General features: G+C 61.3%; 22 protein-coding genes. 6 read left to right on the top strand and 16 right to left on the bottom strand.

Annotation, left to right across the window (positions count from 1 at the left end; genetic code table 11):
• Positions 1–127: 127 nt before the first annotated feature.
• From HV782_RS24830 to dksA, 14 genes are all read right to left on the bottom strand, one after another.
• Positions 128–1,144, bottom strand: coding sequence for a class I SAM-dependent rRNA methyltransferase (locus tag HV782_RS24830; protein WP_123464081.1), 1,017 nt, complete (start codon positions 1,142–1,144; stop codon positions 128–130).
• A gap of 110 nt (positions 1,145–1,254) precedes the next feature.
• Positions 1,255–2,127, bottom strand: a complete 873-nt coding sequence (locus tag HV782_RS24825; RefSeq protein ID WP_186747907.1) for an oxygenase MpaB family protein — start codon at positions 2,125–2,127, stop codon at positions 1,255–1,257.
• Positions 2,128–2,178: 51 nt separating this feature from the next.
• A complete protein-coding gene (gene acs / locus HV782_RS24820) occupies positions 2,179–4,116 on the bottom strand; it encodes an acetate--CoA ligase (RefSeq protein ID WP_186747909.1) in 1,938 nt (645 codons plus the stop codon).
• 221 nt (positions 4,117–4,337) lie between these two features.
• Positions 4,338–6,002 (bottom strand): glucose-6-phosphate isomerase, encoded by a 1,665-nt coding sequence (gene pgi, locus HV782_RS24815; protein ID WP_128613864.1) that lies wholly within the window; start codon positions 6,000–6,002, stop codon positions 4,338–4,340.
• Positions 6,003–6,226: 224 nt separating this feature from the next.
• Positions 6,227–6,607, bottom strand: a complete 381-nt coding sequence (gene panD / locus HV782_RS24810; RefSeq protein ID WP_123464089.1) for an aspartate 1-decarboxylase — start codon at positions 6,605–6,607, stop codon at positions 6,227–6,229.
• A gap of 210 nt (positions 6,608–6,817) precedes the next feature.
• Positions 6,818–7,678, bottom strand: coding sequence for a pantoate--beta-alanine ligase (panC, locus tag HV782_RS24805; RefSeq protein WP_123464091.1), 861 nt, complete (start codon positions 7,676–7,678; stop codon positions 6,818–6,820).
• Positions 7,675–8,475, bottom strand: coding sequence for a 3-methyl-2-oxobutanoate hydroxymethyltransferase (gene panB / locus HV782_RS24800; RefSeq protein ID WP_123464093.1), 801 nt, complete (start codon positions 8,473–8,475; stop codon positions 7,675–7,677). Before panB ends, panC begins: the two co-directional genes overlap by 4 nt.
• A gap of 311 nt (positions 8,476–8,786) precedes the next feature.
• Positions 8,787–9,272 (bottom strand): 2-amino-4-hydroxy-6-hydroxymethyldihydropteridine diphosphokinase, encoded by a 486-nt coding sequence (folK, locus tag HV782_RS24795; protein WP_186747911.1) that lies wholly within the window; start codon positions 9,270–9,272, stop codon positions 8,787–8,789.
• 4 nt (positions 9,273–9,276) lie between these two features.
• Positions 9,277–10,677, bottom strand: coding sequence for a polynucleotide adenylyltransferase PcnB (locus HV782_RS24790; RefSeq protein ID WP_123464097.1), 1,401 nt, complete (start codon positions 10,675–10,677; stop codon positions 9,277–9,279).
• A gap of 734 nt (positions 10,678–11,411) precedes the next feature.
• A complete protein-coding gene (locus tag HV782_RS24785) occupies positions 11,412–12,848 on the bottom strand; it encodes a sigma-54-dependent transcriptional regulator (RefSeq protein WP_186747913.1) in 1,437 nt (478 codons plus the stop codon).
• 22 nt (positions 12,849–12,870) lie between these two features.
• On the bottom strand, positions 12,871–15,825 hold the full coding sequence (locus tag HV782_RS24780) for a sensor histidine kinase (protein ID WP_177490416.1): 2,955 nt from the start codon (positions 15,823–15,825) through the stop codon (positions 12,871–12,873).
• Positions 15,809–15,985 (bottom strand): hypothetical protein, encoded by a 177-nt coding sequence (locus HV782_RS24775; RefSeq protein ID WP_003176118.1) that lies wholly within the window; start codon positions 15,983–15,985, stop codon positions 15,809–15,811. The genes HV782_RS24780 and HV782_RS24775 overlap by 17 nt, the downstream gene beginning before the upstream one ends.
• 77 nt (positions 15,986–16,062) lie before the next feature.
• Positions 16,063–16,959, bottom strand: coding sequence for a tRNA glutamyl-Q(34) synthetase GluQRS (gene gluQRS / locus HV782_RS24770; RefSeq protein ID WP_186747915.1), 897 nt, complete (start codon positions 16,957–16,959; stop codon positions 16,063–16,065).
• A gap of 155 nt (positions 16,960–17,114) precedes the next feature.
• A complete protein-coding gene (dksA, locus tag HV782_RS24765; protein WP_003228250.1) occupies positions 17,115–17,558 on the bottom strand; it encodes an RNA polymerase-binding protein DksA in 444 nt (147 codons plus the stop codon).
• A gap of 334 nt (positions 17,559–17,892) precedes the next feature.
• On the opposite strand from dksA, the gene HV782_RS24760 reads away from it, so the two are divergent.
• Positions 17,893–19,065: a pyridoxal phosphate-dependent aminotransferase gene (locus HV782_RS24760; RefSeq protein WP_186747917.1), complete on the top strand. Its 1,173-nt coding sequence runs from the start codon at positions 17,893–17,895 to the stop codon at positions 19,063–19,065.
• Positions 19,065–19,778: a DNA/RNA nuclease SfsA gene (gene sfsA / locus HV782_RS24755; RefSeq protein ID WP_186747919.1), complete on the top strand. Its 714-nt coding sequence runs from the start codon at positions 19,065–19,067 to the stop codon at positions 19,776–19,778. The genes HV782_RS24760 and sfsA overlap by 1 nt, the downstream gene beginning before the upstream one ends.
• On the opposite strand, the gene HV782_RS24750 is transcribed toward sfsA, so the two are convergent.
• Complete coding sequence (locus HV782_RS24750) at positions 19,775–20,092, bottom strand: Rieske (2Fe-2S) protein (protein WP_123464111.1); 318 nt, start codon at positions 20,090–20,092, stop codon at positions 19,775–19,777. The two genes, sfsA and HV782_RS24750, sit on opposite strands and share 4 nt — an antisense overlap.
• 166 nt (positions 20,093–20,258) lie before the next feature.
• On the opposite strand from HV782_RS24750, the gene HV782_RS24745 reads away from it, so the two are divergent.
• Genes HV782_RS24745 through HV782_RS24730 form a run of 4 tightly spaced genes read left to right on the top strand, consistent with a single transcriptional unit; the run spans position 20,259 to position 23,805 of the window.
• Positions 20,259–21,131 (top strand): heme/hemin ABC transporter substrate-binding protein, encoded by an 873-nt coding sequence (locus tag HV782_RS24745; protein WP_186747922.1) that lies wholly within the window; start codon positions 20,259–20,261, stop codon positions 21,129–21,131.
• Between the two features lie 50 nt (positions 21,132–21,181).
• A complete protein-coding gene (locus HV782_RS24740) occupies positions 21,182–22,165 on the top strand; it encodes a FecCD family ABC transporter permease (protein WP_186747935.1) in 984 nt (327 codons plus the stop codon).
• Complete coding sequence (locus HV782_RS24735) at positions 22,165–22,932, top strand: heme ABC transporter ATP-binding protein (protein WP_186747924.1); 768 nt, start codon at positions 22,165–22,167, stop codon at positions 22,930–22,932. Before HV782_RS24740 ends, HV782_RS24735 begins: the two co-directional genes overlap by 1 nt.
• A 21-nt stretch (positions 22,933–22,953) precedes the next feature.
• Complete coding sequence (locus tag HV782_RS24730) at positions 22,954–23,805, top strand: ChaN family lipoprotein (RefSeq protein WP_186747926.1); 852 nt, start codon at positions 22,954–22,956, stop codon at positions 23,803–23,805.
• A gap of 233 nt (positions 23,806–24,038) precedes the next feature.
• Here HV782_RS24730 and HV782_RS24725 read toward each other — a convergent pair whose 3' ends face one another.
• Positions 24,039–24,833, bottom strand: a complete 795-nt coding sequence (locus HV782_RS24725) for a Crp/Fnr family transcriptional regulator (protein WP_186747928.1) — start codon at positions 24,831–24,833, stop codon at positions 24,039–24,041.
• Positions 24,834–24,849 lie beyond the last annotated feature (16 nt).

Below are 24,849 nucleotides of genomic sequence, written 5' to 3'. Positions count from 1 at the left end.
GGCACGCGATTCCGGTTCCGAAGTACATCCGAGGGCGCAGGATTGTTCAGATTGTTCTGTAGGATTAAATCCCATGAAGGGAGCGAGCCTGCTCCCTCACTGGACAGTTGTTAACCGCAGGGAAGGGTTACAACTGCAGGATCAGGGTTTTCAGCGGCGGTTGCTGGTCCATTGACGGGAAGTCGGCGCCTGGGGTCATGACGCTCCATTCGCGTACCGGGCGTCCGGCTTTCTCGGCACAGCGCAGCACTTGCTCGCGCCAGTCGGCCATGCTGACTTTCGCCAGGTTGTTGCAGCAGATCAGCACGCCGTTGTCGGCGGTGGTCAACAGGGCCGGCTTGAGCAGGCTCTGATAGTCGCGCAGCAGGTCGACGGTGCCGAACGCACTCTTGGCCCACGCCGGCGGATCGAGCAGCACCAGATCGTACTGACGCTGTTCGAGGCGCTGGTAGCTCGGCAGTTTCTGTCCGCGTCGCTGGCTGACCGGCAGACCGGCGAGCTGGCGGATCGCCGGGAAGTAGTCGGACTGGATGAACTCCATCTGCGGCAACTGCGGATTGAGCAGACCGTTTTCGCGGCCGACCGCCAGATTGCCTTCGGCGAAATCCAGATTGCACACCTCACGCGCGCCACCGGCGGCGGCACTCAGGCCAACGCCGCAGGTGTAGGCGAACAGGTTGAGCACGCTTTTGCCCCTGGCGTGATCCTTGACCCAGCCGCGGGTGTTGCGCAGGTCGAGGAACAGCAGCGGGTCCTGCCCGGCATGCCGCCCGCGGACACGGTAGTTCAGGCCCCATTCGTGGCCGACCAGATCGGCCAGCGCGGCGTCGTCGGCACGATAGACCGGGTCTTCGCGATCAATCCGCGAATTGCCCCGGGAGCGGTCGTTGTAGACCAGCAGGGTTTCCAGGCCCAGGGCCTGGTTGACCAGGGCGTGCAGTTGCAGCAGGTCGTCACGTTCCAGCGTCTGGTGAAAGCTCTGCACCAGCAGTTGCGGGCCGTAGCGGTCGATGGTCAAGCCGCCGGCGCCCTCCTGGCTGCCGTGGAACAGCCGATAGCAATCGGTGCCCTGGCCATGCAGCTCAGTGAGCAAGTCTTGACGTTGGTCGAGGGCGGCGCGCAGCGCCTGATTCAAGGAAGACATGCGGGCGCCTTGCTGGAGGGAATTGGGGCGCGGGAGTTTAGCAGTTACTGGGCTTCAAGCTCCAAGCTTCAAGCCTCAAGCTCAAATCTTGCAGCTTGCAGCTCCGGGCATCAGGTCAGAATTCCCATGCGCCGCTGTGCCCGTTGTACTGAACCATTGCGCATCGCCCAGCGCAGCATCGGTGCGCTGCGTCTGACGCTGGCGCGAATCAGTTGCCGTTGCACCGAACTCTGGCGGACGTCGAGCATGTCGCTGGCCCAGTCCGGCAGCAGGTCGATGCCGGCCTTCATCATCAGATCGCCAAAGGGCCGCGCCAACAGGCTGGGGGCCGGTGCCGCGAGCAGCAGGCGCAGCACTTCACGACTGCGCTCGTCGCACAGTAATTGTGGGCGCATGCCTTGCAGGTAATCGGCCACGGCCTGTCGGGACTTCGGTACGTCGCGGGCGCCAAGGCGTTCGGCGACCACAGCGATTTCCGCGTAATAACGATCCTGATCGGCCCACGACAGTTGCGGGTTGCGGTAACGCAAATGCGCGGCGAGGAAGTTGCTGACTTCCGCCACGTGCACCCACGTCAGCAAGTCCGGATCGCTCGCCGCGTAGGGCCGGCCGTCCGGCGCGGTGCCGACCACCTGCAGGTGGATGGTGCGCACTTTTTCGATCAGCCAGTCGGCGTCCCGACGCGAGCCGAACGTGGTGCCGGACACGAACTGACTGGTTCGGCGCAAACGTCCGAGCATGTCCTGGCGAAAGTTCGAGTGATCCCAGACGCCGGCCAGCGCCAGGGGATGCAAGGCTTGCAGCAACAGCGCGCTGATGCCGCCAATCAGCATGCTGCTGAAGTCGCCATGCACCTGCCAGCTGACTGAGTCGGGGCCGAACAGGCCGGGATCACCCTTGGGGTTTTCCAGGTCGAGCTGACCGAGAGACAGGCCGGTCAGGCTCATGAGTTGGTGTTCGATACGGCTGCGGATGAATTCCATGACCACTCTGTGCACAAGGATGAGCGCGGCCGGTTGACCGCGCCTGGCAGGTTATTGATTGAGGCGCTTGTCGATCAGGCCTTGCACCACACTCGGGTCGGCCAGGGTCGAGGTGTCGCCGAGGCTGTCGAGTTCGTTGCAGGCGATCTTGCGCAGGATGCGGCGCATGATCTTGCCTGAACGGGTTTTCGGCAAGGCCGGCGCCCACTGGATCAGATCCGGCTTGGCGAAGCTGCCGATTTCCTTGCTGACGTGGGCGAGCAGTTCTTTCTTCAGTTCATCGCTCGGCTCGGCACCATTCATTGGCGTGACGAAGGCGTAGATGCCCTGACCTTTGACGTCATGGGGATAACCGACCACCGCCGCCTCGGCGATGCTGTCGTGCAGCACCAGTGCGCTTTCGACTTCGGCGGTGCCGATGCGGTGCCCGGACACGTTGATCACATCGTCGATGCGCCCGGTGATCCAGTAATCGCCATCCTCGTCGCGGCGCGCGCCGTCACCGGTGAAGTAGTAACCGGGGTAGGGTTTGAAGTAGGTGTCGACCATGCGTTGCGGATCACCGTAGACGCTGCGGATCTGTGCGGGCCAGCTGGACTTGATCGCCAGCACGCCGCTGCCGGCACCCTTGATTTCCTTGCCGTGTTCATCGAGCAGCACCGGTTGCACGCCGAACATCGGTTGCGTGGCGCAGCCGGGTTTGATCCGTTGGGCGCTGACCAGGGGGCTGAGCATGATGCCGCCGGTTTCGGTCTGCCACCAGGTATCGACGATCGGGCAGCGCTGTTCGCCGACCACGTTGAAATACCATTCCCACGCTTCCGGGTTGATGGGCTCGCCGACGCTGCCGAGTAATCGCAGACTCTGGCGCGACGTTTCCTTCAACGGTTCGGCACCTTCGCGCATCAGGGCGCGCAGGGCGGTCGGCGCCGTGTAGAAGATGTTGACCTTGTGCTTGTCGATCACTTGCCAGAAGCGCGAGCTGTTCGGGTAGCTCGGCACACCTTCGAATATCAGCGTGGTCGCGCCATTGGCCAGCGGGCCGTAAACAATGTAGCTGTGGCCGGTGACCCAGCCGACGTCAGCGGTGCACCAGAACACTTCGCCCTCGCGGTAGTCGAGCACGTACTTGAAGGTCATCGCTGCTTGCAGCAGGTAACCGCCGGTGGTGTGCAGCACGCCTTTGGGTTTGCCGGTGCTGCCCGAGGTGTAGAGGATGAACAGCGGATCTTCGGCGTCCATCGGCTCTGGCGGGCAGTCGTCGCTGACGTCACGCACGGCCTGGTGATACCAGAGGTCGCGGCCTTCGACCCAATCGACTTTGCCTTGCGTGCGCTCGACCACCACGACGGTGCTGACGTCGGGGCAATTTTGCAGGGCTTTGTCGACGTTCTGTTTCAATGGCACGAACTTGCCGCCGCGCACGCCTTGATCGGCGGTGATCACCGTGCGGCAGTCGGCATCGAGAATGCGGTCACGTAATGAATCCGGGGAAAATCCACCGAACACCACCGAGTGGATGGCGCCGATCCGTGCGCACGCGAGCATGGCGTAGGCGGCTTCGGGGATCATCGGCATGTAGATGCACACCCGGTCGCCTTTCTTCACGCCACGACTTTTCAGCACGTTGGCCAGGCGGCAGACATGGTGGTGCAGTTTCTTGTAGGTGATTTGCGCCGATTCGGCCGGGTCGTCGCCTTCCCAGAGAATCGCGGTCTGCTCGCCGCGTCGGGCGAGGTGGCGGTCGATGCAGTTGTAACTGACATTCAGCTGGCCGCCGGCAAACCAGGACGCTTCGCCGGTTTTCAGGTCATAGCGCTGAACGGTCTGCCACGGCGTGCTCCAGTCGAGGAAGCGCGTGGCCTGTTCGGCCCAGAAGGTCGTGGGGTGTTCAATGGATTCGCGGTACAGACGCTTGTAGTCGTCCTGACTCAACTGTGCAGCCCGGCGGACGGCATCGGCTTTGGGGAACGTGCTGATATCGAACATGACGGTTCCTTATTCTTGTTGTGCACAGGAATAAAGATGCGCCGAGAGGGCCAAGGGTTCAAGCCGGATCAGGAATCTGATGGCTGAAGGGGTCCAAAATAACTGTGGGAGCGAGCTTGCTCGCGAAGGCGTCACGCCAGCCAACAAAGGTGTCGACTGACAGATTGCATTCGCGAGCAAGCTCGCTCCCACAGGGAACAGCGTTGGCCCGAAGGCCTTGATCAGCCGCGGTGACGACCGCGGAAGTAATTGATCAGGCCTTGGGTGGAGGCGTCGTCAGCGGTGGTTTCATCGCTGCCGACCAGACGGTTGTAAACGCCTTTGCCCAGTTCCTTGCCCAGTTCCACACCCCACTGGTCGAAGGCGTTGATGCCCCAGACCACGCTCTGCACGAACACTTTGTGCTCATACATGGCGACCAGCGCGCCGAGACGACGCGGGCTGATGCGTTCGACCACGAGGGTGTTGCTCGGACGGTTGCCCGGGATCACCTTGTGCGGTGCGAGCTTGTGCACCTGCTCTTCGCTCATGCCCTTGTCGCGCAGTTCGGCTTCGGCTTCCGGCAGGGTCTTGCCGAGCATCAGCGCCTGGCTCTGCGACAGGCAGTTGGCGTACAGCCATTGATGGTGGTCGGACACCGGGTTGAAGCTGACGATCGGCACAATGAAGTCGGCCGGAATCAGTTGGGTGCCTTGGTGCAGCAACTGGTGGTAGGCGTGCTGACCGTTGCAGCCGACGCCGCCCCAGATCACCGGACCGGTATCGGTCGAGACCGAGGTGCCGTCCTGACGCACGCTCTTGCCGTTGGACTCCATGTCCAGCTGTTGCAAGTGCTTGGTGATGTTGCGCAGGTAGTGGTCGTACGGCAGGATCGCGTGGCTCTGCGCGCCCCAGAAGTTGCCGTACCACACGCCGAGCAAGGCCAGCAGCACCGGCATGTTCTGTTCGAACGGCGCGGTCTGGAAATGCTGGTCCATGGTGTAGGCACCGGACAGCAGTTCCTTGAAGTTGGACATGCCGATGGCCAGGGCGATCGGTAAGCCGATGGCCGACCACAGCGAGTAACGCCCGCCGACCCAGTCCCACATCGGGAAGATGTTTTCTTCACGGATGCCGAACGCGACCGCCGCGGCGTTGTTGCTCGATACCGCGATGAAGTGACGATACAGCTCGGCTTCCGAACCACCCTGCGCCAGATACCAGGCGCGTGCGGCCTGGGCGTTCTTCAGGGTCTCGAGGGTGTTGAAGGATTTCGACGAGACGATGAACAGCGTGGTTTCGGCGCGCAGCTTTTGCGTCAGCTCGTGGAACTCACTGCCGTCGATGTTCGCCAGGTAGTGGCAGCGCACGCCTTTCTGCGCGTAGGACAACAGCGCTTCGGAGACCAGCTCGGGGCCGAGGAACGAACCACCGATGCCGATGTTGACCACGTCGGTGATCGGCTTCTCGGTGTAACCACGCCACAGGCCATCGTGGATGCGGCCGACCAGATCGGTGATCTGGTTCAGCACCTTGTGCACTTCCGGCATCACGTTGACGCCGTTGACCGACAGCTTGTCGCCCACCGGGCGGCGCAGGGCGGTGTGCAGGGCGGGGCGGCCTTCGGAGGCGTTGACGATTTCGCCGTCGAACAGCGCTTTGATCGCGCCCTTCAGATCGACTTCATTGGCCAGGCCCACGAGCAGATTGCGGGTCTCGGCGTTGATCAAATTCTTCGAATAATCGAGAAACAGTCCGCAGCTGCTGAGGGTGAACTGGTTGAAACGCTGCGGATCGGCGTTGAAGGCTTCGCGCATGCTGAAATCCTGCATGGCTTGGCGGTGGTCTTTCAACGCTTGCCAGGCGGGCAGAGCGGTAACGTCATGAGGAGTGCGGTAGTACGCCATCGCTGCGGTTTTCCTTTTTACTTGAACGGCCTTTTGAACACTGAACAGACCGCCACACCCTGTTGAGGCGCGGGGTCAAACTGCGTCGACACGATTTATTGGCGCAGGGCGAATACAGTAAACCTCACGCCGCGATCTGTCTTGACTTTGTCTGACCTGTTTCCGGTACTTTTTTAACATCGGGGTTAGAAACCGTCCGACAAACGGAAGCGGTGCAGTGCCGATCAGGCGACCTGCACCGGAATGGCGTTGCTGGTGTGGCTCAGTTCATTGCCCGGCGCCATGTAGAGCATGCGCGGCTTGAAATGCACCAGTTCCGCTTCGCTGTAGTGCGCGTATGCGCAAATTATCACGCGGTCGCCGACCTTGGCCTTGTGCGCGGCAGCGCCGTTGACCGAGATCATCCGTGAACCCTCTTCACCACGGATGGCGTAGGTGGTGAAACGCTCGCCGTTGTCGATGTTGTAAATCTGGATCTGCTCGTATTCCCGGATGCCGGACAAGTCCAGCCATTCGCCATCAATGGCGCATGAGCCTTCGTAATCGAGCACCGCGTGAGTGACTTCGGCGCGGTGCAGCTTGGCCTTGAGCATGATGGCGTGCATGAGGGATTTCCCGGCTTGGAGTCGAACGGCGGGCAGTGTGCCCGAAGGCTTTGGGGGCGGCAATATGGCTTGAAATGCAATTTTCAGGACGCTGAAAACACTGCAGGAGTGAGCTTGCTGGCGATAACGGACTGACATTCAACAGTGATGCTGAATGTCAGGTCCTCATCGCGAGCAGGCTCACTCCTACAGGGGGGATTGCGGTGCTTTTCAGGCCGGGATATCGAGGTTCAGGTGCAGGTTGTCGATCAACCGTGTGGTGCCGAGGAACGCCGCTACCAGAATCACCAGATCGCGGTCTTCGGCCGTGGCCGGACGCAAACTCAGGGCGTGGCGGATTTCCAGGTAGTCCGGGCGCAGGCCAGCCGCTTCCAGCTGTTTCAACTGCGCGCTGATCAGCGCCGGGAAATCTCGCTCCCCCTGTTTGATTGACTCGGCCATCGTGCTCAGGGCGCGATAGACCGCCGGTGCCACGGCGCGCTGTTCTTCGCTGAGGAAACCGTTACGCGACGACAGCGCCAGGCCGTCAGCGGCGCGAACGGTCGGCTCGCCGATGATCTGGATCGGCATATTCAAGTCATGCACCAAGGCGCGGATCACCGCCAGTTGCTGGTAATCCTTCTGGCCGAAAATCGCCAGATCCGGCTGGACCATGTTGAACAGCTTGCTGACCACCGTTGCCACACCTTCGAAGTGCCCCGGACGGCTGGCGCCGCACAGGCCTTCGGACAATTGCGGAACGCTGACCCGGGTCTGCCCGGCCATGCCGTCGGGGTACATCTCTTCAACGGTGGGGGCGAACAGCAGGTCGCAACCGGCTTCGAGCAGTTTTTCCTGATCCGCCGCGAGGGTACGCGGGTATTTGTCGAGGTCTTCGCCAGCGCCGAACTGCAGCGGGTTGACGAAGATGCTCGCGACCACGAAATCCACGCGTTGGGTGGCTTTGGTGATCAGTGCGACGTGGCCGCTGTGCAGGTTGCCCATGGTCGGCACGAAGCCGATGCGCTTGCCTTCACTGCGGGCGCGGGCCACGGCAGCGCGCAGTTCGCGTACGGTTTTTACGGTGTTCATGCAGAGAATCCGTGTTCGATGCCTGGGAACGTGACAGCTTTGACTTCGTTAACGTAAGCCTTCAAGGCTGACTGGATGCTGTCCTGACCGTGCATGAAGTTCTTCACGAACTTCGGCACGCGGCCAGTGATCGACAGGCCGAGCATGTCGTGCAGCACCAGAACCTGGCCGTCGGTGGCGTTACCGGCACCGATGCCGATGACCGGGATTTTCACCGCCTGGCTGATTTCGGCGGCCAGTTCGCTTGGCACGCATTCGAGCAGCAACATCGCTGCACCTGCCTGTTCCAGCGAGATCGCGTCGGCACGCATCTGCCGCGCCTGGTTCTCGTTGCGGCCCTGCACTTTATAGCCGCCGAGAATGTTGACCGCTTGCGGGGTCAGGCCCATGTGCGCGCAAACCGGCACGCCGCGTTCGGCCAGCAGGCGGATCGACTCGGCCAGCCACAACTGACCTTCGACCTTGACCATGTGCGCGCCGGCCTGCATCAGCATGGCGCTGTTGTTCAGGGTCTGTTCGACGGTGGCGTTGGCCATGAAGGGCAGGTCGGCCAGAATCAGCGCGTCGGTGTTGCCGCGTTTGACGCAGGCGGTGTGATAGGCCATTTCTGCGGTGGTCACGGGCAAAGTGCTGTCGTGACCCTGCAGAACCATGCCGAGGGAGTCGCCCACCAGCAGCACTTCGACACCGGCCTCGTTGCAGGCGTGGGCGAAGGTCGCGTCATAGCAGGTCAGCATGGTGATCTTTTCACCTTTCTGCTTGAGGCTCTGGAGCGTGGTCAGGGTGATGGCTGGCATGTAAAAAATCCTCGTTCAGGCGCTCTGGAAACTACTGCGAGTAACGCGCGTGATTCGTCATCTACTCAGGCGCACGGTCTTTTGTCGTGCTTATAAGGCCTGGCTTGCGCCCGTATGTGCCGGGTTGGCGGCAGCGGGACGCCTATAGTCGTGATGAGCCAACCGGAAGTCAATTGTGTGTGTTACCGCATTGTTACGAGGGGAGTGTTACCGGCGTTACTGATGCGATTCAGCGGCGCGGCGGGGCTGATTCGCGGGTTTTTTGTCCGACAATCAATCTGGATAGGGCGAAGGCCTACAAAGGATTTGTGTCAGGCGTGGGGGAGGCGTTCCAGGCCGACGAACGGGCAGGCTGCCAGCAGGTCGGGGAGGGTGCGGCCATCGGCCAGGCGCAGATTCTCAGGGGCCAGTTCGGCGAGGGGATAGAGCACGAACGCGCGTTCCTGAATCTGGTAATGCGGGACTTTGAGCCGCGGCTCGTCGATCAGTCGATCGCCGAATAACAGGATGTCCAGATCCAGCGTGCGCGGTCCCCAGCGTTCCAGGCGTTCGCGACCCTGATCGTTCTCGATCGCTTGCAACGCATCAAGCAGTTCAATCGGCGCAAGCGTGCTGTCGAGGGCCGCGACCGCGTTGGTGTAACGCGGTTGGCCCGGCAGCAGCGAGTCACTCTGATAGAAGGCGGAAACGCCGGCAAGCGTGGTCTGCGGCAATTGCCCCAACGCCTCGACGGCGCTGCGCAATTGTTCGGCCGGGTCAGCGAGGTTGCTGCCCATGCCAATGTAGATGCGTTCCATGCCTTTACTCGCCTGTGGCACTCGAGGCGCCGGCACGTTTGCGCTTGGAACCGCTGCTGCGGCGACGCTTGCGCGGAGCACCGCTGGCGTCATCGCCCTTGCCGCTGAGGTCGCGGATCATGTCGCGACGTTCGCTGTCGTTGGCATCCTGATAGTCAGTCCACCATTCGCCCAGACCGTCAGTTTCCTCGCCGGCGCTTTCACGTAGCAGGAGGAAGTCGTAACCGGCGCGGAAACGCGGGTTGTCCAGCAACAGGTCGGCGCGCTTGCCGCTGCGACGGGGCAGACGCTCCTGCATGTCCCAGATCTCGCGGATCGGCATGGTGAAGCGTTTTGGAATCGCAATGCGCTGGCACTGTTCGGCGATCAGCTCGTGAGCGGCTTCCTGCATCGCCGGAATCGGCGGCATGCCACGCTCTTGCAGACGCAATACACGGGCTGGCAGGGCCGGCCACAACAATGCGGCGAACAGGAACGCCGGGGTCACCGGTTTGTTCTGCTTGATGCGCAGGTCGGTGTTGGTCAGCGCTTCGCTGATCAGCGTGTGGGTGTATTCCGGGTTGTATTCCAGCGCATCGGCACTGGCCGGGAACAGCGGGGCGAACAGTTGCAGATCGACCAGCATCTCGAAGGTGATCGCGCCGTGGCCGGAGAGGAACAGCTTGAGCACTTCCTCGAACAGACGTGCCGACGGAATCTCGCGCAGCATCGGTGCCAGTTCGCGGATCGGCTGCACGGTGTGCTTCTCGATACCGAAGTTGAGCTTGGCGGCGAAACGTACGGCCCGCAGCATGCGCACCGGGTCTTCCTGGTAACGCTGCTTGGGATCGCCGATCAGGCGGATCAGGTGATTGCGGATGTCGTGTACGCCGTTGGCGTAGTCGAGGATGCGCTCGCTGACCGGATCGTAATACAGGGCGTTGATGGTGAAGTCACGGCGTTGCGCGTCTTCTTCCAGGGTGCCGTAGACGTTGTCGCGCAGAATTCGCCCGCTCTCGTTGCGCGAAGACTGGTTGCTGTCTTCGTCGTCTTCGTTGACCGGGTGATTGGCGCGGAAGGTTGCGACTTCAATGATTTCGCGACCGAAATGGATATGCACCAGTTTGAAGCGACGGCCAATGATCCGCGCATTGCGGAATTCGGCACGCACTTGCTCGGGAGTGGCGCTGGTGGCGACGTCGAAATCCTTGGGCGTGATGCCCAGCAGCATGTCACGCACGCAACCGCCGACCAGATAGGCCTGGTAACCAGCCCCTTGCAGGCGTTCGACGATATTCACCGCATAGCGGCTGAATTGCGTTTTCTGCAGCGAATGTTGGCCGCTGTTGAGCACTTCAGGGGTGCTACGGATGTGTTGCGTACGACGCACGGGAGTTCGGAATGACTGGAACAGCTTCTTCAGCATGGGATGCACTGTTTGAAGGAATGTTCGGCCATACCAAAGAATGACCGCATGATGGGCGCAGATTCTAGCATTTAGTCAGGGGATGGTGTAGGAGACAGCAGATTTGAGCTGTAAGCCGCAAGCTGCAAGGGTCGAGCAAGGGAAACTGGGAGGATTTTGCCGGAAGGGAGAAACTACAAGGGGAGCCGGAGCTCCCCAAGAAGTAGTTGCGTGCTCTTTTTATTATTGATTCGGGCTTTTTGTTTTTGTTGAGTGCCCTCGTCACGAAGGTTTTCCTTCGTGACCCTCCCAATCGGGAGCCAAGAGCAAACGGATTGCTTTGGTCGCTGAATTGCAGTGATCTCTCGATCCAACCAGTACAGGCTCTGTCTTAGGACAGTTTTTGTTGTTCTCGGCCTGGTCGTGGGGCAAGCCCCAAATACAACGCCTCTCCAAAAGAATCAGTTAGCTGCGCCTCTCGCCGTCTTGTTTTTATTGTGCGTGAGTCGATTCGTCTTATTTTTATTGTCTTGTGCATTGCTTGTTATTGTTCTTGTACCAAACATATAGCAGGGGCCGTGCCAACTTTTGCGAGGCCCAATAAAACAAGGGGTTAGGTCGATATAACCGTTTTCTCGGGGCGAAAAAAAGCCGGGGTTTCGTTACCGATAACCCCGGCTTCTGTTACGTGAAAGGACTGAGGTAACAGTTTTTTCACATCCTCAAGCGTTACCCGCACACTCGACAGGTAACGTTCAGCTCTCGCTGGCGACCCCGGTTTTGCGCCGTGGGATGCCCAGGCGCTGACGGCGTTCCCACAGACACTTGCGGCTGACGCCCAGTTTGCGCGCCAGTTCGGTCTCGGTCATGTGGTCCTGATGTTCGAGGACGAAGTGCTGGAAATAGTCCTCCAGTGACAGGTCTTCGGTCGGCTCATGGCTGCTGTTGCTGGCGTTACCCGCCGTCTGCGGCGGCAGTCCGATGAACTCGTCGTCCTCCAGATCACTCAATTCGATGTCGATGCCCAGCAGGTCGGCTGAGATTTCCGGGCTTTCGCTGAGAATCACTGCGCGCTCGACAGCGTTTTCCAGCTCACGCACGTTACCCGGCCACGAATAATGCCGGATGGCCTGTTCGGCATCGGCGGCAAATTTCAGGTCGGTACGATTGATGCGCGCACTTTGGCGAGCGAGGAATGCATTGGCGATTTCGTTGACGTCGGCGCCACGTTCGCGCAGGGCCGGCAGTTTCAGGGCGATTACGTGGAGACGGTAATAAAGGTCTTCACGGAACTGACCGATTTTTGCCAGGCTCTTGAGGTCCCGGTGGGTTGCCGCGATCAGGCGCACATCGACCTTTTGCGATTGCACCGAACCGACCCGGCGTATCTCGCCTTCCTGCAACACGCGCAGCAGACGGGCCTGGGCTTCCAGTGGCAGTTCACCAATTTCATCGAGGAACAACGTGCCGCCGTCCGCCGCTTCGACCAGACCGGCGCGCCCGGCGCTGGCGCCGGTGAACGCGCCTTTCTCGTGGCCGAACAGCTCCGACTCGATCAGGCTTTCCGGAATGGCGGCGCAGTTCACCGAGATCATCGGCGCCTTGGCGCGTTTCGACAGGTTGTGCAGGGCGCGGGCCACCAGTTCCTTACCTGTGCCGGATTCGCCCTGGATCAACACATTGGAATCGGTCGGCGCTACTTTGCGGATCTTGCCGTACAGATCCTGCATCGGTGGGCAGGAACCGATGATGCCGATTTCGCCGTTGCTGTTGTCGACGGCAGATTTGCCGCTGCCGTTGGTCGATTTACTGGCAACCACTGCACCGGCAGCCGGGGCCGACTGGCGATCGCGCAGGATCCGCGCGACTGCCTGGAGCATTTCATCGTGGTCGAAAGGCTTGGCGATGTAGTCCACCGCGCCCATCTTCATCGAGTCGACCGCCGAACGCAGGCTGGCGTAACTGGTCATGATCAGCACCGGGGTGCCTTCGCCGAGCTTGATCAGCTCGGTGCCCGGCGCGCCAGGCAGGCGCAGATCGCTGACGATCAGATCGAACGTAGGAATGGTGAAGCGTTCTTGTGCTTCCTGCACTGAACCGGCCTCGCTGACTTGGTACTGATTACGTTCCAGCAGGCGGCGCAAGGCGGAGCGGATAATTGTTTCGTCTTCGACGATCAAAATGTGCGGCATTGATTCGATACTCTCGACGGTCTCAGTTCACAGCGGACGTCGCTTCGACATGACGCGGTAAGGTCACCCGGATACGGGTGCCGCGTTGGCTTTGTACATCAGCCGGGCTGTCGATGGTGATTTGTCCATAATGCTCTTCAACGATGGAATAGACCAGTGCAAGGCCCAGACCGGTACCTTCACCCGGATCCTTGGTGGTGAAGAAAGGTTCAAACAGTCGGTCCATGATGTTCTTCGGAATACCACTGCCTTCGTCCTCCACGATCAGATCGACCGTGTGTTCGCCGGCTTCGCTTTTGACCCGCACGGCACTGCCCGCAGGCGAGGCGTCACGGGCGTTCGAGAGCAGATTGATCAAGACCTGGGCAAGTCGCTGCGGATCGCCTTCGACCCAGTGGTCCGGATCGCACAGGTTGTAGAACTGCACTTCGAAATTGCGCCGGTTCAGGGCCAGCAGGCCGATTGCATCCTGCGCGACTTCGGCCAGACAGACGGGCTCGTCACTGTGCTGATGGCTGCCGGCATGGGCAAAGCTCATCAACGACTGCACGATGCGCGAGACGCGTTTGGTCTGTTCGAGAATCTGTCCGCTGATCTCGGTCAGCTCTCCATCCTCTTCGCGTTCTTCGCGCAGATTCTGCGCCAGACAGGCGATGCCGGTGATCGGATTGCCGATTTCATGAGCCACACCCGCCGCGAGTCGACCGATGCTCGCCAGGCGTTCGGAGTGCACCAGTTTGTCTTCGAGCATTTGGGTTTCGGTCAAATCTTCAACCAGTAACACCAGGCCGCTGTTACCCGGTGCCAATGGTTCGTCGATCGCTGCTTTGTGCAGGTTCAGCCAACGGGTCTGGCCATCAAGCGCCAGGTGCTGTTTGTGCAAATGCTCGTCCGGCAGGTCGATGAAACCCTGCAGCAGGCCTTTCCACGGCTCGCCGATGGTACTCAGGCGCGAGCCGACCACGCGCTGTGCGGCGATGCCCGTCAGCTCTTCCATGGCCTTGTTCCACATCAGGATCTCTTGATCCTTGGCCAGCGAGCAGACGCCCATCGGCAATTCCTGCAAGGTCTGGCGGTGGTAACGGCGCAGGGCGTCGAGTTCGGCGGCCAGGCCGGTGAGGCGCGAGTGGTAATCCTCGAGGCGGCTTTCGATGAAGTGGATGTCTTCGGTCACATAGTTTTCGCCACCGGCCTTGTACGGCAGGAAGGTTTCCACCATGTCCTGCGCGACGCTCGGCCCCATCAGGCCGGAGAGGTTGGCTTCGATACGGTCGCGCAAACGGCGCAGGGCATACGGACGGCGCTCGTCGAAGGGCAGATAAAGATCGCGCAGCGCCTGTTCGACTTCTTTCTGCGCAGCCTTGGCGCCCAGCGGTTTGGCCAGTTGCGTGGCGAACTCCTGCGGCGAGGCGGCGTGCAGCTCGCGACGTTGCGGGCGACGGACGTTATCCACCGCACAGGCTTCGGCGGCGCTGGCTTCTTCGGGGCTGGCGTTGGTGAACAGCGAGATCAGGGTGAACATCAGCACGTTGGCCGCCAGCGACGCGATGGCCGCCATGTGCCAACTGGTATCGTCGAGCACGTAAATCATGTTCAGCAGCGGGATGTAGAAACCCTGCAGATTGCCGACCAGCGGCAGCAGCATGGTCACGACCCAGACCAGAATCCCCGCCAGCAGACCGGCAATAAAGCCGCGACGATTGGCGGTCGGCCAGTACAGCACCGACAACACCCCAGGCAGGAATTGCAGGGTCGCGACAAACGCGACGATGCCGAGGTTGGCCAGATCCTGCTCGGCGCCGAGCATCAGGTAAAAGCCGAAACCGGCCATGATGATTGCGACGATCAGCGCGCGGCGTGTCCATTTCAGCCAGCGATAGATATTGCCTTCGGCCGGTGGCTGGTAGAGCGGCAGCACCAAGTGGTTCAGCGCCATGCCCGATAGCGCCAGCGTCGTGACAATGATCAGGCCGCTGGCCGCCGACAGCCCGCCGACATAGGCGAGTAGCGCCAGCGGTTTGCTGTTGGCGGCGATGCCGACGCCGAGGGTGAAGTATTCCGGATTGGTGGTGGCGCCGAGCTTGAGCCCGGCCCACAGAATCAGCGGCACCGCCAGGCTCATCAGCAGCAGGAACAGTGGCAGGCCCCAACTGGCGCTGACCAGCGAGCGCGGGTTGAGGTTTTCGGTAAAGGTCATGTGATACATGTGCGGCATCACAATCGCCGAGGCGAAGAACACCAGCAGCAGCGTGCGCCACGGGCCTTCCTGCAACGGCGTGTGCAGGGCGGCGAGGGCGGTCTGGTTCTGCAGCAGCCACAGTTCCAGCTGTTGCGGGCCGTCGAATACGCCGTACAGCGCATAGAGGCCGACGCCACCGAGGGCCACCAGTTTAATCACCGATTCGAAGGCGATCGCGAACACCAGACCTTCGTGTTTTTCGCGGGTCGCGATATGCCGCGAGCCGAAGAAAATCGTGAACAGAATGATCAGCGCGCAAAACGCCAGCGCCACGCGGCTCTGGACCGGTTCGCCGGTCAGGATGCCAATGGAGTCGGCCACCGCCTGAATCTGCAGCGCGAGCAGCGGCAGCACGCCGATCAGCATGAAGATCGTGGTCAGCGCGCCGGCCCAGGTGCTGCGAAAGCGGAAGGCAAACAGATCCGCCAGCGACGACAGTTGATAGGTGCGGGTGATTTTCAGGATCGGATAAAGCAGCACCGGCGCCAGCAGAAACGCGCCGGACACCCCGAGATAGCTGGAGAGAAAACCGTAGCCGTACTGATAGGCCAGACCGACCGTGCCGTAAAACGCCCACGCACTGGCGTAGACCCCCAGCGACAGGGTGTACGTCAGCGGGTGGCGAATGATCGCCCGCGGGATCATGCCCCGTTCACTGATCCAGGCCACGCCGAACAGCACCGCCAGGTACGCGGCGCTGATCAGGATCATCTGGGTCAGGCTAAAGCTCATCGGCATCTTTTTGGCTCTGCAGGATGAAGGTCACGACAATCAGGATCAGCCAGAGCAGATAAGGGCGATACCAGGCGCCCGTAGCGTCGATCCACCAATCCATGATGGCGGGAGAAAACAGATAGATCCCGACGACCAAAAGCAGGACCAAGCGATAGATGTACATCCCGGCCTCTCTTTTTTATGCGCGTGCCCGAAAACGTGCGGCGATGGTAACGGATGGCGGCGCGACTGCAAGTGTCGTCATGACAGTTGCGCTTCGGGCAACGTCAGTGTGCGCGGGATCTTCGTGGCATCCCAGTGGACGCGGCCCCAGTCGAGCAATTCCCGTGGCGTGGCATAGGCCAGTTCGGCGCCGGGGGTTTGCCCGAGTGCGCGCAGGGCGCGCAACAGTAATGGCGTGGCTTGATCGGCCTCAAGCGGCGGCGAGCGGTAGGACTTACCGAGCTTGTTGCCGTCCGGTTGAGTGATCAGGGGCAAGTGCAGGTAACGCGGCTGGCGCAGGCCAAGCAGTTCTTGCAGGTACAACTGACGCGGGGTCGAGTCGAGCAGGTCGGCGCCCCGGACGATGTCGGTGATGCCTTGCCACGCATCATCCAGCACCACGGCCAGTTGATAAGCGTAGAGGCCGTCACGGCGGCGGATCACGAAATCGCCGACGTCGCGCCCCAGATGCTGGCGGTATTCGCCTTGCACGCGGTCAATGAAGTGGTATTCCAGCTCCGGCACGCGCAGGCGGATCGCCGCGTCTTGCTGATCGTGACCGGCATTGCGGCACAGGCCCGGATAAATGCCGTTGTACGCTTCGAGCTGTTTGCGCGAGCAGGTGCAGGCGTAAGCGAGGCCGTGATTGAACAGGCTGTTGAGGACCTCCGCGTAGGCCTCGTGGCGATCGCTCTGGCGCACCATGTCGCCGTCCCATTCAAAGCCATAACTTTCCAGCGCTTTGAGGATCGCCGCCTGCGCACCGGGTTCTTCCCGGGGCGGGTCGAGATCTTCCATGCGCACCAGCCAGCGACCATCGACCGAGCGTGCATCGAGATAAGACGCGAGCGCGGCGACCAGCGAACCGAAGTGCAGGTGGCCACTGGGGGTGGGGGCGAAGCGGCCGATGTAGGCGGGGGCGTTTTTGGCAGTCATGGAAACGAAACTACTTATCAGGCTATACGCAGGTCAACCTGTAGGAGTGAGCCTGCTCGCGATAGCGGTGTGACATTCAACACCGATAAAAGCAAAAGAAAAGGCAGAAACAAAAACGGAGCGTTCGCACGCTCCGTTTTTCATTCAGGTCGGGATTATTTGCCGACCTGTTTTTCCTTGATTTCCGCCAGGGTCTTGCAGTCGATGCACAGATCCGCAGTAGGACGGGCTTCGAGGCGCTTGACGCCGATCTCGATGCCGCAGGACTCGCACCAGCCGTATTCTTCGTCCTGGATCAGTTCAAGCGTCTTGTCGATCTTCTTGATCAACTTGCGCTCGCGGTCGCGGGCGCGCAGCTCGAGGGCGAATTCTTCTTCCTGGCTGGCACGGTCGGCCGGGTCAGGGAAGTTGGCCGCTTCGTCTTTCATGTGATCAACAGTACGGTCGACTTCCTGCATCAAGTCCTGTTTCCACTTGTTCAGGATCTTGGTGAAGTGCGCGCGCATCGGGGCGCCCATGTACTCTTCGCCTGCCTTCGGAACATAAGGTTCGAAGCCGCTGATCGTCGCTTGCTGCTGTTGCTTTGCTTGGGTGGGCATGAAATGGACCGCCTCTACTCTTGTAATCCATTGCGCAGGATTGCTCCATCACCGACACCTGCCGGCCCTGCGGCTGCAAGCGGGCGAACTTACCAGATCAATTCGGCCTGCGCTACTCCCGGATGTCGAGGCCCCGGCGGGTGGCGCTTGCAAATGTTTGGCAAGCCGTGTCTGGTGGTGGTGAAGACCTGTTCAATCACTGATTTTAGTCAATCCTGGAGCGTACGCGCATATCGTTACAGTCCAGCGTTCTTGAGGCTGTGACCGCTACGGGTTCTCGCTCGTTCCGGCAGATGGGTAGAATCGTCTCTTTTTCCCCGTCGAAGGAAAACCAATGGCTCAGCCTTACAGTGCCCGCAGTCGTGCGATCGAACCGTTCCATGTCATGGCGCTGCTGGCGCGGGCCAACGAATTGCAGGCTGACGGCCACGATGTGATTCACCTGGAAATCGGCGAGCCCGACTTCACCACGGCCGAACCGATCATCCGCGCGGGGCAGGCGGCGTTGACGGCGGGCAAGACGCGTTACACCGCCGCCCGGGGCATTCCCGAGTTGCGCGAGGCGATTTCCGGTTTCTACCAGACACGCTATGGACTGAATATTGATCCACGGCGGATCCTTATCACGCCGGGCGGCTCCGGTGCGTTGCTGCTGGCCAGCGCGTTGCTGGTCGATCCCGGTAAACACTGGCTGCTGGCGGACCCCGGTTATCCGTGCAACCGGCACTTCCTGCGTCTGGTCGAAGGGGCGGCGCAGCTGGTGCCTGTCGGTCCCGATGTGCGTTACCAACTGACCCCGGATCTGGTCGAGCGGCATTGGGACCATGACAGTGTTGGCGCGCTGGTTGCCTCGCCGGCCAACCCCACCGGCACGATCCTGACCCGTGATGAACTGGCCGGGTTATCCACAGCCCTCAAGGCGCGGCACGGGCATCTGGTGGTGGACGAGATCTATCACGGCCTGACCTATGGCACTGATGCGGCCAGCGTGCTGGAAGTCGATGACGACGCGTTTGTCCTCAATAGTTTCTCCAAGTATTTCGGCATGACTGGCTGGCGCCTCGGCTGGCTGGTGGCGCCCGATGCGGCGGTCAGTGAACTGGAGAAACTTGCGCAGAACCTCTACATCAGCGCCCCGAGCATGGCCCAGCACGCCGCCTTGGCCTGTTTCGAGCCGGACACCATTGCCATTCTCGAAGAGCGCCGCGCTGAATTTGGCCGCCGCCGGGACTTCCTCCTGCCGGCGTTGCGCGAGCTCGGTTTCAACATCGCTGTTGAGCCCGAAGGTGCGTTCTATCTGTATGCCGATATCAGCCAGTTCGGCGGCGATGCCTTCGCGTTCTGCCGGCATTTTCTCGAAACCGAGCACGTTGCCTTTACCCCGGGCCTGGATTTCGGCCGGTATCAGGCCAGCCACCACGTACGTTTTGCCTACACGCAAAACCTCCCGCGCCTACAGGAAGCGGTTGAACGGATCGCCCGTGGCTTGAAGAGCTGGCAAGCCTGATGCGCTTTTATCCAGCGCTGGAAGAGGCGCGACTGATCCGTCGTTACAAGCGTTTTCTCGCCGATATCGAAACCGTTGGCGGCGAGTTGCTGACCATTCACTGCCCGAACACTGGCTCGATGCTCAATTGCCAGGTCGAGGGCGGACAGGTCTGGTTCAGTCGCTCCAACGATCCGAAACGCAAACTGCCGGGCACCTGGGAAATCGGTGAAACCCCGCAGGGGCGGTTGTTTTGCGTGAATACGGCGCGGGCCAACGGTCTGGTCGAGGAAGCGTTGCAGGCCGGGGTGATTACCGAGCTGAACGGGTTTACCGCGTTGAAGCGTGAAGTTGCCTATGGCCAGGAAAACAGCCGCATCGATTTTCGTCTCGAATACCCGGGCGGCCCGGCTTACGTGGAAGTGAAGAGTGTCACTCTGGGCTTCGATGGCACCCGTGTGGCGGCGTTTCCCGACGCCGTGACCCAGCGCGGCGCCAAGCATTTGCGGGAGCTGGCGCATCTGGCCCGGGACGGGATTCGGGCGGTGCAGTTGTATTGCGTGAATCTCACCGCAATTGACGCGGTGCGACCGGCCGCAGAGATCGACGCTGCCTATGCCGACGCGCTGCGCGAGGCCGTGGCCTGTGGCGTTGAAGTGCTGGCCTATGGTGTGCGGTTGACCCCTGAAGAGATGATCATCGACCGGCGCCTCGACGTGTTGCTCAACGGTTAAACATCAATCCACAACCCTTGCGCGTCTTCACGGCAAGGGATCGCCGTCAGTGATTGCCCGGCGCAGGGGCCGGCGACGCATTCGCCATCCTCGATCAGAAACAGTGCGCCGTGGGTGGCGCACTGGATCAGGCTGTTGCTCGGGTCGAGAAAGCGGTCTGGCTGCCATTCCAGCCCGACGCCGCGGTGCGGGCAGCGGTTGAGGTAGACATAGGCCTGACCGCCACGGCGTACGGCGAACAGCCTTGTTCCGTCGAGATCGAAACCGCGGCTGCCGGCCTCGGCCAGTTCGGCGCCCGCGCAGAGAAACTTCATGGCTATCCTCTGAGGTCGGCTCGTGACTGGATATGTCCGAGCTTGACGTTTAAATGCAAACAATTATCAAATGGCCGCCTTCACCCGCGGGATGGCCGGCCGGTATCGAGGATACTTGGCCTGTCATCCGGATGCCCGGGAAAAACTTCGTTCAAGGAAGCTGTGTATGCGCCTGAATACCCGCGTTGCTGTGTTGTGTATGGGTCTTTTCCTCGGCCATCCGGCTGCGGCGGCCGATCTCCCACAACGTTGGGTCAGCGCTGGCGGGGCGTTGTCGGAATGGGTCAGCGCGCTCGGCGCTGAAGCGAAACTGGTCGGTGTCGACACCACCAGTCAGCATCCCGAAGCCTTGAAGGCGCTGCCGAGCATTGGCTATCAGCGCAGTCTTTCCGCCGAAGGCATTCTCAGCCTGCGCCCGGATATCCTGATCGGCACCGAAGAAATGGGCCCACCGCCGGTACTGGCGCAGGTGAAAGCCGCTAAGGTGCAGGTGGAGTTGTTTTCAGCTCAGCCAGATCTGCCGACGCTGGAAAAGAACGTCACACATCTGGGCCGCTTGCTCGGCGCTGAACGCCAGGCGACGCAACTGCTGCAAGGTTATCAACAGCAACTCGAGACGCAGAAAGTGCGCGTGATGCAAGCGCAGGCGAAACAGAAAGCGCCCGGCGTGCTGTTGCTGCTCGGCCATGCCGGTGGCAAACCGTTGATAGCCGGCCAAGACACCGCTGCCGACTGGCTGCTGCAACAGGCCGGGGGACATAATCTGGCGACCCATTCCGGCTACAAGCCGTTTTCCGTGGAATCGCTCGCCGGTCTCGATCCTGAAGTCCTGGTGTTTGCCGACCGGGCGCTCACCGGTGAGGCGGCAAAAGCTGCGCTGTTCAAGGAAAACCCGATCCTCAATGCCAGTCGTGCGGCCAGGGCCGGGCGTGTTCTGGAGCTCGATCCAACGCTCTTGGTGGGTGGGCTCGGGCCGCGTCTGCCGGCGGCATTGCAAACCTTGTCTGACGCTTTCTACCCGGCCAAGAGCGGCCAATGACCACACTGGTCAAGCCCCGCGGCCTGTTCATTGGCCTGACGCTCCTGTGTTTGCTGGCGATCTGGCTGTCACTGGCGCTTGGCCCGGTCAGCCTGCCGCTGTTCGATACGCTGCGGGCAGCGCTGCGTTTGATTGGCGTGCCATTGGCGCCGGACGGCCTGGAGCAGGCTGAGTTGATTCTCGGGCAGATTCGTCTGCCGCGTACCTTGCTGGGACTGGCAGTGGGGGGCGTGCTGGCGCTGTCCGGTGTGGCCATGCAGGGCCTGTTTCGCAATCCGCTGGCGGACCCGGGGCTGGTCGGCGTTTCCAGTGGCGCGGCGTTGGGCGCGGCGATCGCCATTGTCGGCGGTTCTTTGTTGGGCGGCTTGCCGGAATGGTTCGGGCCGTACCTGTTGTCGGCGTGCGCATTTCTTGGCGGACTCGGGGTGACGGCGCTGGTTTATCGACTCGGTCGGCGCAACGGCCAGACCCACGTCGCGACCATGTTGCTGGCGGGTATCGCGCTGACGGCACTGGCCAGTTCGGCGGTCGGCCTGTTCACCTATCTGGCGGACGATGCGACCTTGCGTACGCTGACCTTCTGGAACCTCGGCAGCCTCAATGGCGCCAGTTATGCACGGCTCTGGCCATTGCTGATCATCACGGCCAGCGTCGCGCTGTGGCTGCCGCGTCGGGCACGGGCGCTGAATGCCTTGCTGCTGGGTGAATCCGAGGCCGGGCACTTGGGGATTGATGTCGAACGCCTCAAGCGTGAGCTGGTGTTTTGCACGGCACTGGGGGTCGGCGCGGCGGTGGCAGCGGCCGGGATGATCGGTTTCGTCGGGCTGGTGGTGCCGCATCTGGTGCGCTTGCTGGCGGGGCCGGATCATCGCGTGCTGTTGCCAGCCTCGGTACTGGCCGGGGCCAGCCTGCTGTTGCTGGCCGATCTGGTCGCACGGCTGGCGCTGGCGCCGGCGGAATTGCCGATCGGCATCGTCACGGCGTTTATCGGGGCACCGTTCTTCCTTTATCTGCTGCTGCGAGGACGCACCTGATGCTGCGTGCACACAATCTGCACATCCAGCGCGGCCGCCAGACCGTGCTAAGCGGCGTCACGGTGCAACTTGAGCCGGGTGAAGTGCTGGGTGTGCTGGGGCCGAACGGTGCCGGTAAAAGTACCTTGCTCGGCGCCTTGTGCGGGGAGCTGAGTGCCAGCGAGGGTGAGGTTTGCCTCGACGGTGAGGCGTTGAGCAACTGGAGCGGCACGCAACGCGCTCGACGCCTGGCGGTGTTGCCGCAAGTCTCAACCCTGGATTTTGCCTTTCGCGTGGAGGAAGTGGTGGGGATGGGGCGTTTGCCCTATCAAACCGGGCGAGTGCGCGATGACGAGATTGTCGCCGCGGCGCTGGCGGCTGCGGATGCCGGGCATTTGAGCGGGCGCAGTTATCTGGCGTTGTCCGGTGGCGAGCGTCAACGCGTGCATCTGTCGCGGGTCCTGGCGCAACTCTGGCCGGGGCAGGCCGGACAAACCTTGTTGCTGGATGAACCGACGTCGATGCTCGATCCGTTGCATCAGCACACCACGCTGCAAGCGGTACGCGACTTCGCCGATCGCGGCGCGGCGGTGCTGGTGATTCTGCATGATCTGAATCTGGCGGCGCGCTATTGTGATCGGGTGTTGTTGCTTGAAGGTGGCCGTCCAGTCGCGCTGAATACGCCGGAGCAAGTGTTGCGCCCGGATACCCTGAAAGCCGTGTTCGGTCTTGAAGTTCTGGTGCAACCGCACCCGGAGCGCGGGCATCCGCTGATCATCGCCCGCTGAGATTCTCGTCGAGGTGATTGCATGCGTGGGATGTGGTTATTGGCGCTGGTGTGGCTTGCGGGGTGTCAGCATGTTGTTGCACCGCCACCCGTCGCCGATGACATCCGCGATCTGCACAGCGGTCAGGTGCTGACGGCGGAGCAATTGTTGGCGCGTCTTTCCAGGCCTGAGCGGGTGCTGATCGGCGAACAGCATGACAATGCCGATCATCATGCTGTGCAGTTGTGGCTGTTGCAGACGCTGGCCGAGCAGCGCCCCCAAGGCAGTCTGCTGATGGAAATGCTCACCCCGGAGCAGCAGCCCCGAATCGATCAAGTGCATCACGCGCAGAAACTGCCTGCCGATCTCCCCGGTGCATTGGCCTGGGAGGAGGGCTGGGACTGGAATCTCTATGGTCCGATCGTCCGCTTTGCTCTGACTCAACCCTCGCCACTGTTGGCGGCGAATCTTGAGCGCAGTGAAATCCACACGTTCTATCGCAACCCGCCAGTTTTGCGCGGTGAGCGCAGCAATGCTCAGCCTGTGAAAAGTGTTTTGTTGGGCCAGATCGGCGATTCCCACTGCGGCCTGCTGCCTGAATCGCAGATGCCGGCGATGCTGGCGGTGCAGCAACAGCGTGACCGGCGCATGGCCGAGCGTCTGCTGGCGGCGCCGACACCGTCATTATTATTGGCGGGGGCGTGGCATGCGCGAAAAGATCTGGGCGTGCCGTTACATGTGCTGGACCTGGGCGCGACTCAGTCACCGACGGTGCTGATGCTGGCAGAGCAGGGCGACGACGTGACCGCGGCAATGGCCGATTTCGTCTGGTACACCCCGCCCACTGCGAAGCAGGATTACTGCGCGCAGATGCGTAAACAGTTCGGTAAATGACATTTCCACGGGCAAAAAAAGACCCGGTAAAAACCGGGTCAAATAACCGTGATTAGCCTGATGAGGAGATAATCTGAGAGTCCGAACCAAGGGCTTTTCAGAATATCGACCGATCTCGCGATCAGTTGTGATAATCATAGCGATTCTCATTACCGAGTCAACCACTGTTTCTGCATTTATTTTATTCAGCCCCAAAAATGGCCGGAATGTCCCGCAAAAGCAGGGCTTCAGCGCTAACCTTTGCTCGGTGTCAGTTGCGTGATCTGGCGATTCAACTGGCCGATGCGCCGCGCCATGCTCTCGATCAGGCTGTGGGCGATCTTCGGATTGGTGTGGCACATGCTCAAAAACTGATCACCGGGAATCAGCATCACCGTGCTCGGTTCTCGCGCAATGACCGTCGCATTGCGCGGCTCGCCGGTGAACACGGCCATGGCGCCGAAGATCTCGTCCTTGGGCACTTCGCCGACTTTATGCCCGTCAACGAATGCCTCGGCGTGGCCATCTATGATCACAAACACATGATCGGCCGCATCGCCCTGGTGAATCAGCGTTTCACCGGCCTCGACCCGTTTGAAACCATTGGTGCTGCGAAACTCGCGCGGTTTCAGCTCGGCTACGGCATGGGCGAGCAGGGCCATTTGCCCCAGCAGATATTCCAGAAACTGTTCTGAACGAATGGGCTCGGCAAACAGATACAGCAAAACATCGCTGCGCCGATAGGGCATCAAGCGCAATGGCCCGTCCGCGCACAAACGGCAATCGGCCCAGGCGTCGCCCTGCTGCAGGCCGATCAGATCGCCTTCCTGCCAGTAAAACAGCAGCCGTGCGCCGACGCCGCCGTTGATCACGCCTTCGCTCAGTAGAAATACCTGATCGCCAGGTAACTGCGCCATCAGGTCAGCGGTCGCGTCTATCTGCAGAACCGGCCCGCACGGCGCCAGACCCTCCAGCCACTTCGCGGGCAAATTCTGCAAGCGATTGATCAGTGCATCGGCGTACGCCGATTGTTCCCCTAGCAGGTACATGGCGGTCAGCGCCCGT

It is taken from the genome of Pseudomonas monsensis, assembly GCF_014268495.2.
GTDB lineage: Bacteria > Pseudomonadota > Gammaproteobacteria > Pseudomonadales > Pseudomonadaceae > Aquipseudomonas > Aquipseudomonas monsensis.
The sequence above is the reverse complement of the archived record's forward strand: the minus strand, read 5'-3'. Positions and strand labels throughout refer to the sequence as shown.

Bases quoted from the DNA above. Each gene is read 5' to 3' on its own strand.
- HV782_RS24830 (WP_123464081.1), bottom strand. From the start codon at position 1,144: ATGTCTTCCTTGAATCAGGCGCTGCGCGCCGCCCTCGACCAACGTCAA.
- HV782_RS24825 (WP_186747907.1), bottom strand. From the start codon at position 2,127: ATGGAATTCATCCGCAGCCGTATCGAACACCAACTCATGAGCCTGACC.
- acs (WP_186747909.1), bottom strand. From the start codon at position 4,116: ATGTTCGATATCAGCACGTTCCCCAAAGCCGATGCCGTCCGCCGGGCT.
- pgi (WP_128613864.1), bottom strand. From the start codon at position 6,002: ATGGCGTACTACCGCACTCCTCATGACGTTACCGCTCTGCCCGCCTGG.
- panD (WP_123464089.1), bottom strand. From the start codon at position 6,607: ATGCACGCCATCATGCTCAAGGCCAAGCTGCACCGCGCCGAAGTCACT.
- panC (WP_123464091.1), bottom strand. From the start codon at position 7,678: ATGAACACCGTAAAAACCGTACGCGAACTGCGCGCTGCCGTGGCCCGC.
- panB (WP_123464093.1), bottom strand. From the start codon at position 8,475: ATGCCAGCCATCACCCTGACCACGCTCCAGAGCCTCAAGCAGAAAGGT.
- folK (WP_186747911.1), bottom strand. From the start codon at position 9,272: ATGGAACGCATCTACATTGGCATGGGCAGCAACCTCGCTGACCCGGCC.
- HV782_RS24790 (WP_123464097.1), bottom strand. From the start codon at position 10,677: ATGCTGAAGAAGCTGTTCCAGTCATTCCGAACTCCCGTGCGTCGTACG.
- HV782_RS24785 (WP_186747913.1), bottom strand. From the start codon at position 12,848: ATGCCGCACATTTTGATCGTCGAAGACGAAACAATTATCCGCTCCGCC.
- HV782_RS24780 (WP_177490416.1), bottom strand. From the start codon at position 15,825: ATGCCGATGAGCTTTAGCCTGACCCAGATGATCCTGATCAGCGCCGCG.
- HV782_RS24775 (WP_003176118.1), bottom strand. From the start codon at position 15,985: ATGTACATCTATCGCTTGGTCCTGCTTTTGGTCGTCGGGATCTATCTG.
- gluQRS (WP_186747915.1), bottom strand. From the start codon at position 16,959: ATGACTGCCAAAAACGCCCCCGCCTACATCGGCCGCTTCGCCCCCACC.
- dksA (WP_003228250.1), bottom strand. From the start codon at position 17,558: ATGCCCACCCAAGCAAAGCAACAGCAGCAAGCGACGATCAGCGGCTTC.
- HV782_RS24760 (WP_186747917.1), top strand. From the start codon at position 17,893: ATGGCTCAGCCTTACAGTGCCCGCAGTCGTGCGATCGAACCGTTCCAT.
- sfsA (WP_186747919.1), top strand. From the start codon at position 19,065: ATGCGCTTTTATCCAGCGCTGGAAGAGGCGCGACTGATCCGTCGTTAC.
- HV782_RS24750 (WP_123464111.1), bottom strand. From the start codon at position 20,092: ATGAAGTTTCTCTGCGCGGGCGCCGAACTGGCCGAGGCCGGCAGCCGC.
- HV782_RS24745 (WP_186747922.1), top strand. From the start codon at position 20,259: ATGCGCCTGAATACCCGCGTTGCTGTGTTGTGTATGGGTCTTTTCCTC.
- HV782_RS24735 (WP_186747924.1), top strand. From the start codon at position 22,165: ATGCTGCGTGCACACAATCTGCACATCCAGCGCGGCCGCCAGACCGTG.
- HV782_RS24730 (WP_186747926.1), top strand. From the start codon at position 22,954: ATGCGTGGGATGTGGTTATTGGCGCTGGTGTGGCTTGCGGGGTGTCAG.
- HV782_RS24725 (WP_186747928.1), bottom strand. From the start codon at position 24,833: ATGTACCTGCTAGGGGAACAATCGGCGTACGCCGATGCACTGATCAAT.